We start from the raw sequence: 13,856 nt of genomic DNA, 5'->3' as shown, positions 1-13,856 counted from the left end.
GCAGGGAAGGCACCGGATCAAGGAAACCGGTTCAGCTTCGGCCGGTCGAGGTCGATCGGACCGGTGGACCCAGCGAACGGAGTTGCAGGTGCGTGGCCCCAGAATCCTCGCGGTAGCCGCCGCGGCCGTCATCCTGGCCGGGCTGTCCGCCTGCGCCGGGACGGACGACCCGAAGCCGGCCGCTTCCACGCCGGGCGTGATCCGCCTGGCCAGCCTCCTGCCGCTGACCGGGCGCAGCAGCCACTCCGGCGAGGCCATGCTCAACGGCGCGAAGCTCGCGATCAGCGAGGTCAACGCCGCGGGCGGGGTGCTCGGCCGGCAGCTCGAGCTGGTGGCCGAGGACGACGCGTGCGATCCCGGCACCGCGGTCACGGCCGCGCAGACGGTGATCAAGAAGGACGTGACGCTCTCCGTGGGCGGCTACTGCAGCAGCGCCGTGGTGCCCACCCTCAAGATCTTCCGGGACGCCGGCATCCCGATGATCATCGCGCAGGCGAACTCGACCGACCTCATCGAACCCCGTTACGACAGCGTGTTCCTGATCTGCGGCACCGTCACGGCCGAGGCCGAGTTCGCGGTCGACTGGATGAAACAGCTCGGCGGCAGGCGCCTGTCGGTGGTGCACGACGGCACCAGCTTCCCGATCACGCTGGCCGAGGCGACCGCCGAGCAGGCCCGCAAGACCGGCGAGCTGACCGTGGCGAACGTGCTGAAGCTGAGCCAGGGCGCCACCGGTTACGAGCGCATCGCAGGGTCGATCATCGGCTCGAAGGCCGACATCGTCTACTACACCGGGTACTACGGCGAGGCCAACCAGCTGATCAAGGACCTGCGGGGCAAGGGTTTCACCGGCCGGATCGTGGTCGGCGACGGCGCCACCGACGGGCCGCTGCTCGCCGATCTCAGCGAGGCGCAGGCACGGGACGTCTACGGTACGGCTCTGCTCGTACCCGCGTTCATGCCCGAGCTCAAGGACTGGTCGCAGCGTTACCAGGCCGCAAACGGCGCCGAGCCGGGCCCGTCGAGCGCCGAGGCGTACGACGCCGTCATGGTGGCCGCCGACGCGATCAAGCGAGCCGGGAACACCGACCGGGAGGCGGTCCGGGTCGCGCTGAGCGGCACCGACCACGCCGGCCTGTCCGGGCAGGTCGCCTTCAACGCCGACGGCACCCGGACGGTGCCGAAGTTCCTCCTGCTCGAGGCGAACGGGAAAGCGTTCCGCTTGCGGCAGTGACCGGTCCAGGGTCGTGGACCGGTCACCGCCACCCATGGTCAGTCCCGGGGTCGCGCCGGGTGCGGCAGCGTGACCGGGAGGAGGTCGACCGGCGCGGTGCTGGTGCGCAGTGCGGTCGTCCCGGCCGGGTTGCGGCGGAAGAGCCGCCCGCTGAGACGCAGCCATCCCACCGAGCCGTCGGGGTCACGGACGAAGTCCGCCCGGCTGTGTGCGTCCGATCCGTCCGGTCCCCAGACCAGCACGTGATCCCGGCGGTAGAACGGCAGCAGCAGCGCCTCCCGCCCGTCGGCACGCCCGCTCAGCCGCCCGCCCACCCCGACCAGGTCGATCGCGAGACTCTGCGGCTCGCCGGCGAAATCGATCTGCTCGGCCACGTAGTGGCCCTCGTAGCCGGCCAGCTGCGCCTGGGAGAGGGACCGCGGCGTGGCCGGCAGGTTGTGCAGGCCGGTGAACCGGCTGAGCGCCCAGTCGTCCGCGAACACCTCGGCGGTCAGTGACGGGCCGCCCGTCGAGTTGGTGAGTACGGTCAGCGCGAAGTCCCGCTCCGGCACGATCATGAACCCGGAGTGCTGTCCGGGCAGGTCACCGCCGTGCTGTACGACGCGCGGGCCCTCGGCGGTCGGCCGCAGCATCCACGTCACCCCGGCTCCGTCGATCTCCACGAACAACGTCCCGCCGGGCCCCGGACGCCACCGCATCGCCCGCAGCGACCGCCGGCTCAGCAGCGGACTGCCGTCCCCGAGATGGAACCGGGCCCACTTCAGCTGGTCCCGCGCGCTGGAGAACAACCCACCGGCGGGGTGCAGGCTGCGCGGGATGACAAGCGCCTCCGGCGCGGCGACGACGTTTCCGTCCGGATCGAACGCATGTGGTACGGCCACACGCGCGCCCGCCAGCTCGTCGAGGCGGAACGCGCTGTGCCGCAGCCGCAGCGGATCGAGGACGAGGTCGCGCATCGCCTGCTCGAACCCTCGGCCGGCGGCCACCTCGAGGATCCGCCCGGCCACATTGATCGCCGTGTTGTTGTAGGTGAACACTTCCCCCGGCTCGGTGAGTTGCCGCACCGTGGCCAGCGACTCGACGTACCGCTGCAGGAACGCGTCGTCGCTGCCGGTGTCGGTGTAGACGTCCCCGAGCCAGCCCGCGCTGTGGTTCAGGGTCTGCCGCAGTGTCACCCGCCGGGACGCGGCCTCGTCGCTGGTCCGGAAACCCGGCAGGTATGCCCGCACGGTCCGGTCCAGGTCCAGCCGGCCCCGCTCGACCAGGCGCATCACGGCCGTACCGACGAAGGTCTTGGTCGTCGAGGCGATCCGGAACACGGTGTCGGCGTCGACCGGCGCGGGTTCGGCCACGTTGGTCACGCCGAAGCCGCCGGTGTAGTCGCGGCCCTGATAGCGCAGGCCGTAGGCGACGCCCGGGATGCCGTACGCGGCCATCCCGGCCTGGATCTTCTCCTCGAGCTCCCGCACCGCGCGCGGCACCCGGCTCCCGGCCGCCCGGGCGGGTGATGCGGCGGTCACTCCGGTGGCCACAGCGGCGGCGCCACCGGCAGCGGTGCGCAGAAACGTCCGGCGGGACAACGGCTCGGTCATCGCACTTCCCCTCGTCGTCGACGGCGCCGTCCGGCGCACTCCGGCGACTGTATCCACTGAGGACATCCCCGGATTTCCCATTGACGCTGGCGAGTGGCTGCCCTACGGTGCTGAGGAAAGCGCTTTCCCCCAGCGCAATCCCCACATAAGGAGAGTGGTATGCGTCGGCGTACCTTCCTCGGCATGTCGTCCGGGCTCGGCATCGTCGCCACCGGGATGGTCGCCGGCCCGGCCGTCGCGGGCGGCCGCCGGCCCGATCTGATCGTGGCCACGGACGGCAGCGGTGATCACAGCGGGATCCAGGCGGCGATCGACGCCGCACCCGCCGGGGCCACCGAGCCGTACGTCATCGGCGTGCGTCCCGGCACGTACTCCGGTCAGGTAATCGTGCCCGCCACCAAGCCGAACATCGAATTGCGCGGGCTCGGCCGCCGGCCGGCCGACGTGGTGATCGCGGACGACCGCGCCAACGGCACCCCCAAGCCGGGCGGTGGCACCTGGGGCACCTCGGGGAGCGCGTCGGTCACCGTCGACGGTGCCGGTTTCAAGGCGGCCAACCTGACCTTCGCCAACCTGTTCGACGAGGCGGCGCACCCGGAGATCACCAACCGGCAGGCGGTGGCCGTGCTGACCCGGGCCGACCGGCTGGTCTTCGACCGGGTCCGGTTCCTCGCCAACCAGGACACGCTGTACGTCAACAGCAGCGCGGCCGGCGTGATCGCCCGGGTCTACCTGCGCGACTGCTACGTGGAGGGTGACGTGGACTTCATCTTCGGACGGGCCACCGCGGTCTTCGACCGGTGCCGCATCCACTCGCTGGACCGGGGCACCACGCCGAACGGGTACGTCACCGCGCCCAGCACCGACATCACCAATCCGCACGGGCTGCTGTTCCACCGATCCCGGTTCACCTCGGACGCCGCGGCCGGGACCGTCTTCCTCGGCCGGCCGTGGCATCCGAGCCAGGATCCGAACGCGATCGGGCAGACCGTCATCCGGGAGTCGTGGATCGGTGCGCACATCCCGGACGAGGCCTGGTCCGACTTCGGCACCTGGCCGTGGGAGGAGGCCCGGTTCGCCGAGTACCGCAACTTCGGCCCCGGTGCGATCGTCTCGGCGAACCGTCCGCAGCTGACCGCCGAGCAGGCCGCATCCAGCACCGTCGAGGCGTTCCTGCGTGGCTCGGACGGGTGGGACCCGGCGCGGTGCTGAGACGCCCGTGCGGGTGACGCCGGGAGGCCGCCGGAGAGAGCGGCACATATTCTCGGCCCGTGCCCGTCTCACGTAAACGCAAGAAGTCCCCGAAGTCGGCGGCGGCGGTCAAGGCGGACCGCCGCCGCGACAACGTCCGGAGGATCCAGCGCGAGAAGTCGTTCCGTGACATGGAGGCGGGCTGGGATCGCGGCCGCCTCATGCGCACCGAGCTGGCCCGGCCGCATGCCGCGGAGCTGGCCGGCCGGCTGCTCGCCTCGCCCCGGACCGGAACCGCGCTGGAGGACGAGTTGTGCGCGAGCCTCGGCCCGTTGCTCGCCGAGCTGGGTGACCTTCCGGCGGACGGCGGCTACGTCGGCCCGGACCACCTGGCCGCCGCGCTCGCCGACGATCTGCGCGATCGGCCGGGTGAAACGGCCGGGCGGGTGCTCGCCGCGCTGGCAGCCGTTCTTCCCGCACCCGCCCGGGAGCGCGCCGGGCTGACGGTGCCCGCTCGCACGGTCGCCGGCGAGGTGATGTGGACCCGCGACCGGTACGGCAGCCGGTTCGCCGTGGTCGCCCCGTTCGGTACGACGGAGGGCCCGGTCCGCTGGTACCTGTGGGACGTCGACGCCTGCACCTTTGCGCCGATGCCGGTGCACGCCGGCTTCTACGCCTCCCCCGAGGAGGCCCTGGCCGCGTGGCAGGTCGGCGTCGGGGCGGTCGCGGCCGGTGGCACGACGTGGCGGCGGGTCGACGACTCGCGCCTGCTCGCCGATCTGCTGCCGAGCCCGGAGGAGTTCGCCGCGCTGGGCGGGGAGTCGGCGGAGCAGTTCGCCGAGTACCACCGGTGCCGGAGCCTGGCGGAGGCGGTTCTCGCCCTGCCTGCGGTGCTGTCGCCGGAGGCGCCCGAGACTGCGTCGGACGCCGGTCCGGCTGTGTTCGCGGCATGGTGGCGCAAGCGGGCGGACCGGCCGGAGCCGGACGACCTCCAGGACCTGATCGAGATCCTGTTCGACGCCTGGCCCTCGCTCGCGCCGGATCTGTTCGACACCTGCTCACCGCACCGGGCCGAGTCGGTGGCCGCGCAGATCCGCGCCGACTACCGGGGCGACGTGAGCGAGCTGATGGCGCTGCTGCCGGACTGGGCCGCCTACCTGGCCGAGCGTTCCGGTATGCCCGCGGACCTGCTGGACCGGGTGCTGTCCCGGCTCGGCGCGGAGCCGGACGTCCGGCCGAGCTTCGAGCAGGCCCGGGTGGCCGAGTAGCCGGGTAATCGAGTAGCCGGGTGGTCGAGCAGCCCGGTGTTCGTGCAGCCGGGGGTCGAGCGGCTCAGCCGGCGCGGGACTCCCGGTTGCGGCCGATGACCTGGCCGAACAGCCGTTGTGCCTGCTCGGCCCGCAGCGCCACGAAGACGCCGGTCGCCTCGACCAGGACCTCGCCGGGTTCGTCGGCGGTGGCGATGCGGCCGGTCGCTGTGACCCGGCGGCCCTCGATCGCGGCGACCTCGGCGGTCAGCCGCAGTGGCGTGTACAGCGGCACCGGCCGGCGGTAACCCGTGTCGAGCCGTACGGTCATGCCCGGGTGGCCGGAGACGGTGACCGCGTACCCGAGCATCTGGTCGAGGAGCATCGCGCTGACGCCACCGTGGGCGTAACTGGGCGGGCCCTCGAAGGCGAGGCCGAGCGTGCAGGTGCCGATCGCGAGGCCGTCCTCCCGGCGGATCTCCAGCGGCGGGGCGAAGGCGCTGCCCGCGCCGGTCACCGGGTTGTAGAGCCGCACCCCGCCGAGCAGGTCGTCGGCGGCCGCGGACTCGAACCGTCCGCGGACGCGCTCGCCGAGCGGTGCCGCGGCATGCCGGATCCGTTCGGCGGCCCGGACCAGTTCCTCGGTCGGCGCCTCGGTGGCGGTGGCGTTCTCGATCAGCAGCCGCAGTGCGTCACCGAGGCCGGCGATCGCCTCCCGCCGCCGGGACAGCCCGTCATCGACGGCACGCAGCCGCCGCCCGTTGTCGACATCGCTCACAGCAACAGGCTCCTATACGCCAGGGCATCGGGCCTAGTGAATCTCATCACACTGCTATAACCTGTTCTAGTTATTGCGGAGGCGTAAACGGCGCGGCGAATGGGGATGCCATGGCGGGCACCGTGGAGTACGACGTGGTCGTAGTGGGTGCCGGTGCCGCCGGCATGACGGCCGCACTCACGACGGCCCGGTCCGGACTGAACACGGTTCTCGTCGAAAAAGCGTCCGTCTACGGTGGATCGACAGCCCGATCCGGGGCCGGGATCTGGGTGCCGAACAACGACGTGCTGCTCGCCGCCGGAGTGCCGGACACCTTCGGCAAGGCCGACACGTACATGGCCGCCGTGGTCGGGCCCGAGGTGTCCGCCGCCCGCCGGCAGGCCTTCCTGACGTACGGCCCGCGCGCCATCGCGTACCTGCAGAAATGGACGCCGCTGCGGTTCGCCTGGATGGAGGGCTACCCCGACTACTATCCCGAACTGCCCGGCGGGATGCCGGACGGCCGCTCCATCGAGCCGCTCGCTCTCGACGCCAACGTCCTCGGCGGCGAACTGGCCCACCTCAACGGCCCCTACCAGGCGAGCCCGCCCGGCACCGTGGTCTACACGGTCGACTACCGGTGGCTGTCCCTGGTCGCCCGGCACCCGCGCGGCCTCGCCGTGGCCACCGAGATCGTCTGGCGGTACCTCCAGCTCGCCGCCCAGGGCAAGAAGCCGGTCACCATGGGCCAGGCACTGGCCGGCGGGCTGCGGGCCGGCCTGATCGCGGCCGGTGTGCCGGTCCGGCTGAACACCCCGCTGCTCGACCTGCACTCCGAGGACGGCCGGGTGGCCGGGGTGCTGACCCGCCACGACGGTGCCGAGACCCTGATCCGGGCCCGGCGCGCCGTGGTCGTCGCCAGCGGCGGGTTCGAGCACAACGAGCGGATGCGCAAGCAGTTCCAGGCCGCACCGATCGGCACGGACTGGACGATCGGCGCAGACTCCAACACCGGCGACGGCATCGAGGCGGGTCAGCGGGCCGGGGCGGCGCTCGGGCTGATGGACGACGCGTGGTGGGGCCCGATGATCCCCCTGCCCGGCGAACCCTGGTTCTGTCTTTCCGAGCGCACCCTGCCCGGCACGATCTTCGTGAACCAGGCCGGGAAGCGGTTCGTCAACGAGGCCGCGCCCTACAGCGACGTCGTGCACACGATGTACGAGAAGGGCCACATCCCCTGCTGGATGATCACCGACCAGGACTACCGCAACCGGTACCTGTTCAAGGACCTGGCCCCGCTGCTGCCCTACCCCGCCGACTGGTACTCCTCGGGGGCGCTGGTCAAGGACTGGACGATCGGCGGGCTGGCCGCGAAGATCGGCGTGCCGGCGGCGGCGCTGAGCGCGACGATCAGCCGGTTCAACGCACAGGCCCGTGCCGGGCGCGACCCCGACTTCCACCGCGGTGACAGCGCCTACGACGCCTACTTCGCCGACCCGGCAAATCGGCCGAGCCCCTGCCTGGCACCGATCTGGCTGCCGCCGTACTACGCCTTCACGATCGTGCCCGGTGACCTGGGCACCAAGGGTGGCCTCACCACCGACGCCCGCGCCCGGGTACTGCGCCCCGACGGCACGGTGATCGGCGGACTGTACGCGGCCGGCAACGCGAGCGCCGCCGTCATGGGCCACAGCTATGCCGGCGCCGGTTCGACCCTCGGGCCGGCGATGACGTTCGGCCACGTGGCCGGACTCGACATCGCGGCCACGGCTCGGTAGGAACCGTGGCCACGACCCGTCAGGACACCGCGGCTACGCCCATCAGGACCCCGCGGCCACGGCTTTCAGGACATAGCGGCCACGGCTTATCAGGAGGTTGACAATGCCCAAGGTGACCGTCTCGGCGACCGCGACGGCGGAGCCCGACAAGGTGTGGCAGGTCGTCACCGATCTGCCCCGTACTCCCGAGTGGAACAGCATGCACCAGGGCTTCACCGGTGACGTGCCGGCGACGGTGGCGGAGGGCACCACGTACAAGCAGAAGGTGAAGTTGATGGGCATGCCCGCCGAGATGGCCTGGAAGGTCGTTACCGCGGACGCCCCGATCCGCCTCGAGATGGCCGGCGACGGCCCGATGGGGGTCAAGGCCAAGAACCGCTTCGTCATCGAACCTGCCGGCGCCGGTTCGATGATCACCTACGAGATGGAGTTCGCCGGGCCAGCCCTCAACGGCCCGATGGCCGCCATGCTGGAGAAGCAGGCCGGTCCCGCTGCCAAGCAGGCCCTCGAGAAGCTCATCTCCCTGCTCGGCTGACGCCCGCCGCAGTCCCGCGTGGTGTCCCGCGCCCGCCCACGAGCCGCGGTTCGCCACGCGGGTGGGGAGGTCAGTGCAGCAGGAGGCGGGTGGCCAGTTCGAGGTGGTTGACGACGTCGTTCGCGGAGGCGCGGCGGGTCACCCAGGCCACCAGGTTGGACAGCCACACGTCGCCGATGACTCGCGCCTTCGCCCGGTCGTCGGCGGTCGGCTCGGCGCCGTCGCCGTCGTGCATGGCGCGTGTGAACATCTCCTCCATCAGCCGGGCCACCGCGTTGACCTCGGCCGACGCTGACGGGTCGGCGAACATGAAGGCCCGTGTCATGGCCTCGGCGAGCAGTGGCTCACGCTGCATGGCCCGGGTCATCCGGCCGAGGACATAGAGCATCCGGTCGTACGGCGTATCGCCCGGAATGGGTTTGCGCCCGAGCTTCTCCTGAATGGACTCGAACTCGGAGGCGAGCGCCGACACGAGCAGGTGGATCTTCGACGGGAAATAGCGGTAGAGCGTGCCCAGGGCGACCCCGGCCCGCTCCGCGACCGTGCGCATCTGCACCGCGTCGTAACCGCCCTTGGACGCCAGCACCAGCGTCGCCTCGAGGATTCGGCGCCGCCGGTCGCGCTGCGCCGCCGACCCCTGCTCGGTCTCCGCGCCGACGAGAGTGTTGCGCGTGTTGGTACCCGTTCTTGCACTCGCCATGATCGCCCCTCCGCTCTGAATCAAGCCTAGCAACGGCGAGTTGCGTCCTCGTGTCACCCGGCGGTGGCAACCACAAACTGAAACGTGTTCTAATCGGTGCCATGGATTTCCGGCTGGACGAGACACAGGAGGCGATCACCCGTCTCGCCGCCGACGTGCTCGACGGCGTCACCGGCGAACCGGACAAATCGTGGGCGACGCTCGGTCAGGCCGGACTGCTCACCCTCGCCGTCCCGGAACGCCTCGGCGGCGCCGGGCTCGGTGTCCTGGAGACCGCGCTCGTGCTCACCGAGATCGGCCGCCGTGCCCTGAGTGTTCCGGCGTTGCCGCATCTGGCGCTCGGCGTGCTCCCGGTCGCCCGGTGGGGCACGCCGAGCCAGCAGGAGGAACTGCTGACCGGCCGCACTCTCGGAGCGGCGGTCGCCGAACCGGGCGACCCGTTCCCGCCGGCACCCCGCACCATCCTCGCGCCGGACGGTACCGTCACCGGCGTCAAGACCGGAGTGATCGCAGCGGACCGTCTCCTGGTGACGGTCGCCGGGCCGGCCGTCGTGATCGTCGATCCGTCCGGCCCCGGAGCGCTTCTGGCCGGCGGCATCCTGACCCTGGACCGGGCCCCCGCCGAAATCCTGGGCGGTGCGGCCGGTAACCCGAGCGGTGCGGCCGATGATCCGAGCGGTGCGGCGGCGCGCTACCCGAGCGGGGCGGCGAGCCACCCGAGCGGTGCCGGGTGTCACGCTGACCTGCACCGGTATGCAATCGCCGGTGCCTGCGCACTCGGTGACGGGGCCCTGGCCGGAGCGCTCGGGCTGACCGCCGAGCATGTGCGGAACCGGCACCAGTTCGGGCGGCCGCTCGCCACCTTCCAAGCCGTGGCGCAGCAGATCGCCGACGTCTGCATCACCAGCCGGACCCTGCATCTGGTGGCGCTCACCGCGGCGTGGCGGTTCGGCACCGGCCGGCCCGCCGACGACGACCTGGACGTGGCCGCGCAGTGGCTCACCGCCGAGGCGCCGCCTGCCGCCCGCACCTGTCACCACCTGCACGGCGGGCTCGGCCTGTCGGTCGACTACCCGCTGCACCGGCACACCGCGCTGATCCGCGACCTGGTCCGGTTCCTCGGCGGCGGCGAACACCGGCTGGCCCTGCTCGCCGACCGGGTGACAGCCGGGAGCCGGCCGGCGGCGGGCGGGGAGACGGCCGCGAGCCGGCGGCCGGCGGCGGGCCTCAACACAGCCGGGAACCGGCGGCCCGGAACCGGCCCCGAGGCGGACGGGGGCCCGGCGTGTTCGTCGAACTGACTGCGGAGCAGCGCTCACTACGGGACGAACTGCGGTCGTACCTCGGTGGGATCCTGACGCCCGTGGAGCGCCGCGTGCTGCTGCGCGAGAGGCACGGTGACGCTTTCCGTGACCTGGTGGCCCGGCTCGGCCGCGACGGGTGGCTCGGGCTCGGTTTCCCGGACCAGTACGGCGGCCGCGGCCTCGGACCCGCCGAGCAGCAGATCTTCGTGAACGAGGCGGCCCGCGCCGACGTGCCGCTGCCCGCGGTGACACTGCAGACGGTCGCGCCGACACTGCTCGCGTACGGCACCGACGAGCAGAGGCGCTACTTCCTCCCGCGGATCCTCGCCGGGGAGCTGCACTTCGCGATCGGGTACACCGAGCCGGAGGCCGGGACCGACCTGGCCGCGCTGCGGACCCGTGCGGTGCGCGACGGCGACGGGTACGTGGTCGACGGGCAGAAGACGTTCACCACCGGCGCGCACGAGGCGGACTTCCTGTGGCTGGCCTGCCGGACGTCACCGGAGCGGTACCGCGGGCTGTCGATCCTGATCGTGGACACCGGCGACCCGGGATACTCGTGGACGCCGATCATCACGTGCGACGGCACCCACCACGTCGACGCCACCTATCTGAGCGGGGTACGCGTGCCGGCCGGACGCCGCGTCGGTGCCGAGGGCGACGGCTGGCGGCTGATCACCACGCAGCTCAACCATGAGCGCGTCATGCTGGGCCCGGCCGGCCGGATCGGTGCCCTGCTCGATCGGGTGCGGCTCTGGGCGTACGACATCGGGGTGGAGAACGAGGCGGACGTCCGCCGCGCCCTGGCCCGGACCCACGCCGCACATCGCGTGAACGAGCTGCTCAACTGGCAGGTCGCCGGTGCGGCGCCGGAGCCGGCCGACGCCTCCGCCACCAAGGTCTTCTCCTCCGAGCGGCTGCTGCGGCTCGAGCAGGAACTGTCCGAGGTCGTGGCGCGGCACGGCGACCCGCGCGACCCGGTGACCGCGGAACTGCTCGAGTGGCTCGACGTGCACGAGCGGCGTGATCTGGTGCTGACGTTCGGCGGCGGCGTCAACGAGATCCAGCGGGAGATCATCGCGAGCGCGGGCCTCGGCCTGCCGAGAGTGCCGAGGTGAAGCCGGATGACGTGCCGAGGTGAAGCCGGATGACCGTGTCGCCTGATGTCGAGTCCCTCATCCGGGCCACTGCGGAGCGGCTGCTCGCCACGGGGGACACCGCTCCCGCCGCGGCGCGGGATCCGGTCAACCTGCCGATGATCCGCAACTGGCTGGAGGCGATGGGGGACACCAACCCCGCCTACGAACGGGACGGGATCGCGCCGCCCGCGATGATCCAGGTCTGGACCATGCGCGGCCTGACACCGCCGACCCGGACGGATCCCCTGCAGGTGATGTCACAGCTGCTCGACGAGTCGGGCTTCGACGCCGTGGTGGCCACCGACTCCTCGCAGACCTATCACCGTTACCTGCGGATCGGCGAGGAGATCACCGTTCGCAGCCGCCTCGTATCGGTGACGGGTCCGAAAAGGACGGCTCTCGGCGAGGGCTGGTTCGTCACGACCGCCACCACCTGGACAGCCGGCGACGAACCAGTGGCCGAGATGACCTTCCGGATCCTGCGGTACCGGCCGGCCGGTACCACCACGAGCCGGCCCGCCGCCGAGCCCATCGCGCCGGTGCTCACCGCCGACAACGCGTTCTTCTGGGCGGGCGTCACGGCCGGCGAGCTGCGCCTGCAACGCTGCGGCGCATGCGGCACCGTGCGTCATCCGCCCGGCCCGGCCTGCCCGGGGTGCGGTTCCTTCAAGCCGGAGTACGCGGTAGCGACCGGCACCGGAACCGTCCACAGTTTCGTGGTGCACCACCATCCACCGGTGCCCGGACGGCGAGCACCGTTCACGGTCGCGCTCGTCGATCTGCCCGAAGGCGTGCGCCTGGTCGCCGAGTACCGCGGCCCGCGTCCTGGGATCGGCGACCCGGTGCGGATCGCGTTCGACGGGGGCCTGCCGATCTGGCGTCCCGACGTGCCGGCCCTCGAACCGTGGACGCTCGACGTCACACCGACCCTGATCGTGAGCACGGCCCTCGCGACCCGTGACTTCCAGAACGTCCACCACGACCGCGACTCGGCGGTCCGGCTCGGCGGCAAGGACATCTTCCTCAACATCCTCACCACGACCGGCCTGGTCCAGCGCTTCGTCACCGACCGGCTCGGCCCCGCCCGGCGCGTCCGCTCGATCAGCATCCGCCTCGGAACGCCGTGTCACGCCTATGACGTGCTGACCTTCACCGGCCAGGTGTTCACCGATCGCGTGGACGTGGTCGGCCGCACCGCGCACGGCGTGCACGTCACCGGCTCCGTGGAGGTGGCGTCGTGACCGCCGCGATCGCCGGCATCGGCGCCACCGAGTTCTCCAAGGATTCCGGCCGCAGCGAACTCCGGCTCGCCGCCGAGGCGATCCGCGCCGCCCTGGACGACGCCGGGCTGCGGCCCGCCGACGTGTCCGGCCTGTGCACCTTCACCATGGACAGCAACAGCGAGATCGCCGTCGCCCGTGAGCTCGGCATCGGCGAGCTGACCTTCCTGACCCGGATCGGGTACGGCGGCGGCGCCGCGTGCGCGGTCGTCCAGCAGGCCGTTCTCGCCGTCGATGCGGGCATCGCCGACGTGGTGGTCTGCTACCGCGCGCTCAACGAACGGTCCGGCCGAAGGTTCGGGCAGGCCTACGTGTCCCCGGACCCGGACTCCGCCTGGCACGTCCCGATGGGGCTGGCCACCCCGGCCGCGCAGGTCGCCATGGTGGCCCGGCGCTACATGCACGAGCACGGTGCCACCGGCGAGGACTTCGGGCGGGTCACCGTGGCGGCGCGCAGGCACGCGGCGACCAACCCGTACGCCTGGTTCCACGGCCGTCCGATCACCCTCGAGGACCACCGCGCCTCCCGCTGGATCGCCGAGCCGCTGCGCCTGCTCGACTGCTGCCAGGAGAGCGACGGCGCGGTCGCCGTGGTCGTCACATCCCTGGAACGGGCCCGCGACCTGGCCCGGCCGCCCGCGGTGATCGCCGCCGCGGCCCAGGGCAGCGGACCCGGCCAGTACGTGATGACCAGCTACTACCGGGCGTCCACGGCGGCGGTGCCGGAGATGGGGGTGGTCGCCCGGCAACTGTGGGAGCGGTCCGGGTTCCGGCCGGCCGACGTGCGGACCGCGATCCTGTACGACCACTTCACCCCGTACGTGCTGATGCAGTTGGAGGAACTGGGGTTCTGCGGCCCGGGGGAGGCCCGGCACCTGATCGCCGGCGGTGGGATCGAGCTCGGCGGACGGCTGCCGGTCAATCCGCACGGCGGGCAGCTGGGGGAGGCGTACATCCACGGCATGAACGGCATCGCCGAGGCGGTACGGCAGGTCCGCGGCACCGCGGTCAACCAGGTCCCCGGCGACGGCCCGGTCCTGGTGACCGCCGGAACCGGCGTTCCCACCAGCGGAATGGTTCTCGCGCCTAATCTGTGAAT

Annotated in this window: 12 protein-coding genes and 1 pseudogene; 10 read left to right on the top strand and 3 right to left on the bottom strand. The window is 72.0% G+C overall.

Going from position 1 to position 13,856, the window contains the following annotated elements:
* Nucleotides 1-88 precede the first annotated feature (88 nt).
* A complete protein-coding gene (locus AB0G04_RS06050) occupies nt 89-1,234 on the top strand; it encodes a branched-chain amino acid ABC transporter substrate-binding protein (protein ID WP_360977175.1) in 1,146 nt (381 codons plus the stop codon).
* Nucleotides 1,235-1,272: 38 nt separating this feature from the next.
* Here AB0G04_RS06050 and AB0G04_RS06045 read toward each other — a convergent pair whose 3' ends face one another.
* On the bottom strand, nt 1,273-2,826 hold the full coding sequence (locus AB0G04_RS06045; RefSeq protein ID WP_360977172.1) for a serine hydrolase domain-containing protein: 1,554 nt from the start codon (nt 2,824-2,826) through the stop codon (nt 1,273-1,275).
* A gap of 159 nt (nt 2,827-2,985) precedes the next feature.
* Here AB0G04_RS06045 and AB0G04_RS06040 point away from each other — a divergent pair, with 159 nt between their 5' ends.
* On the top strand, nt 2,986-4,038 hold the full coding sequence (locus tag AB0G04_RS06040) for a pectinesterase family protein (protein WP_360977169.1): 1,053 nt from the start codon (nt 2,986-2,988) through the stop codon (nt 4,036-4,038).
* 59 nt (nt 4,039-4,097) lie between these two features.
* The gene (locus tag AB0G04_RS06035) at nt 4,098-5,285 is read left to right on the top strand and encodes a hypothetical protein (protein WP_360977166.1); all 1,188 of its coding nucleotides are present in this window, start codon (nt 4,098-4,100) and stop codon (nt 5,283-5,285) included.
* Between the two features lie 64 nt (nt 5,286-5,349).
* Here the strand turns inward: AB0G04_RS06035 and AB0G04_RS06030 are convergent, their stop codons facing one another.
* Nucleotides 5,350-6,042, bottom strand: a complete 693-nt coding sequence (locus tag AB0G04_RS06030) for a PaaI family thioesterase (protein ID WP_360977162.1) — start codon at nt 6,040-6,042, stop codon at nt 5,350-5,352.
* Nucleotides 6,043-6,152: 110 nt separating this feature from the next.
* On the opposite strand from AB0G04_RS06030, the gene kstD reads away from it, so the two are divergent.
* Both kstD and AB0G04_RS06020 read left to right on the top strand, forming a co-directional pair.
* Nucleotides 6,153-7,799: a 3-oxosteroid 1-dehydrogenase gene (gene kstD, locus AB0G04_RS06025; RefSeq protein WP_360977159.1), complete on the top strand. Its 1,647-nt coding sequence runs from the start codon at nt 6,153-6,155 to the stop codon at nt 7,797-7,799.
* Between the two features lie 103 nt (nt 7,800-7,902).
* Nucleotides 7,903-8,334, top strand: coding sequence for an SRPBCC family protein (locus AB0G04_RS06020; RefSeq protein WP_360977156.1), 432 nt, complete (start codon nt 7,903-7,905; stop codon nt 8,332-8,334).
* A 70-nt stretch (nt 8,335-8,404) separates the two neighbouring features.
* Here AB0G04_RS06020 and kstR read toward each other — a convergent pair whose 3' ends face one another.
* Nucleotides 8,405-9,034, bottom strand: a complete 630-nt coding sequence (gene kstR, locus AB0G04_RS06015; RefSeq protein WP_360977153.1) for a cholesterol catabolism transcriptional regulator KstR — start codon at nt 9,032-9,034, stop codon at nt 8,405-8,407.
* Nucleotides 9,035-9,135: 101 nt separating this feature from the next.
* On the opposite strand from kstR, the gene AB0G04_RS06010 reads away from it, so the two are divergent.
* The 5 genes and pseudogenes from AB0G04_RS06010 to AB0G04_RS05990 all read left to right on the top strand — a co-directional run bounded on the left by AB0G04_RS06010 (nt 9,136) and on the right by AB0G04_RS05990 (nt 13,854).
* Nucleotides 9,136-10,335 carry an acyl-CoA dehydrogenase family protein gene (locus AB0G04_RS06010; protein ID WP_360977150.1) on the top strand — a complete coding sequence of 400 codons (1,200 nt, stop codon included), beginning with the start codon at nt 9,136-9,138 and terminating at the stop codon, nt 10,333-10,335.
* Nucleotides 10,320-11,456 (top strand): acyl-CoA dehydrogenase family protein, encoded by a 1,137-nt coding sequence (locus AB0G04_RS06005; RefSeq protein ID WP_360977146.1) that lies wholly within the window; start codon nt 10,320-10,322, stop codon nt 11,454-11,456. The genes AB0G04_RS06010 and AB0G04_RS06005 overlap by 16 nt, the downstream gene beginning before the upstream one ends.
* Nucleotides 11,457-11,485: 29 nt before the next feature.
* A pseudogene (locus tag AB0G04_RS06000) lies at nt 11,486-12,358 on the top strand (OB-fold domain-containing protein); the annotation flags it as partial.
* The gene (locus tag AB0G04_RS05995) at nt 12,350-12,718 is read left to right on the top strand and encodes an acyl dehydratase (RefSeq protein ID WP_360977874.1); all 369 of its coding nucleotides are present in this window, start codon (nt 12,350-12,352) and stop codon (nt 12,716-12,718) included. The pseudogene AB0G04_RS06000 and the gene AB0G04_RS05995, both read left to right, overlap by 9 nt.
* Nucleotides 12,715-13,854 carry a lipid-transfer protein gene (locus AB0G04_RS05990; protein WP_360977143.1) on the top strand — a complete coding sequence of 380 codons (1,140 nt, stop codon included), beginning with the start codon at nt 12,715-12,717 and terminating at the stop codon, nt 13,852-13,854. Before AB0G04_RS05995 ends, AB0G04_RS05990 begins: the two co-directional genes overlap by 4 nt.
* Nucleotides 13,855-13,856 lie beyond the last annotated feature (2 nt).

It is taken from the genome of Actinoplanes sp. NPDC023801, assembly GCF_040639655.1.
Lineage (GTDB): Bacteria > Actinomycetota > Actinomycetes > Mycobacteriales > Micromonosporaceae > Actinoplanes.
Note: the sequence above shows the minus strand (reverse complement) of the source record. Positions and strands in the feature narration are given on the sequence as shown.

Excerpts from the sequence above, each read along its gene's own strand:
- AB0G04_RS06045 (WP_360977172.1), bottom strand. The coding sequence starts at position 2,826 with ATGACCGAGCCGTTGTCCCGCCGGACGTTTCTGCGCACCGCTGCCGGT.
- AB0G04_RS06040 (WP_360977169.1), top strand. The coding sequence starts at position 2,986 with ATGCGTCGGCGTACCTTCCTCGGCATGTCGTCCGGGCTCGGCATCGTC.
- kstD (WP_360977159.1), top strand. The coding sequence starts at position 6,153 with ATGGCGGGCACCGTGGAGTACGACGTGGTCGTAGTGGGTGCCGGTGCC.
- AB0G04_RS06020 (WP_360977156.1), top strand. The coding sequence starts at position 7,903 with ATGCCCAAGGTGACCGTCTCGGCGACCGCGACGGCGGAGCCCGACAAG.
- kstR (WP_360977153.1), bottom strand. The coding sequence starts at position 9,034 with ATGGCGAGTGCAAGAACGGGTACCAACACGCGCAACACTCTCGTCGGC.
- AB0G04_RS06010 (WP_360977150.1), top strand. The coding sequence starts at position 9,136 with ATGGATTTCCGGCTGGACGAGACACAGGAGGCGATCACCCGTCTCGCC.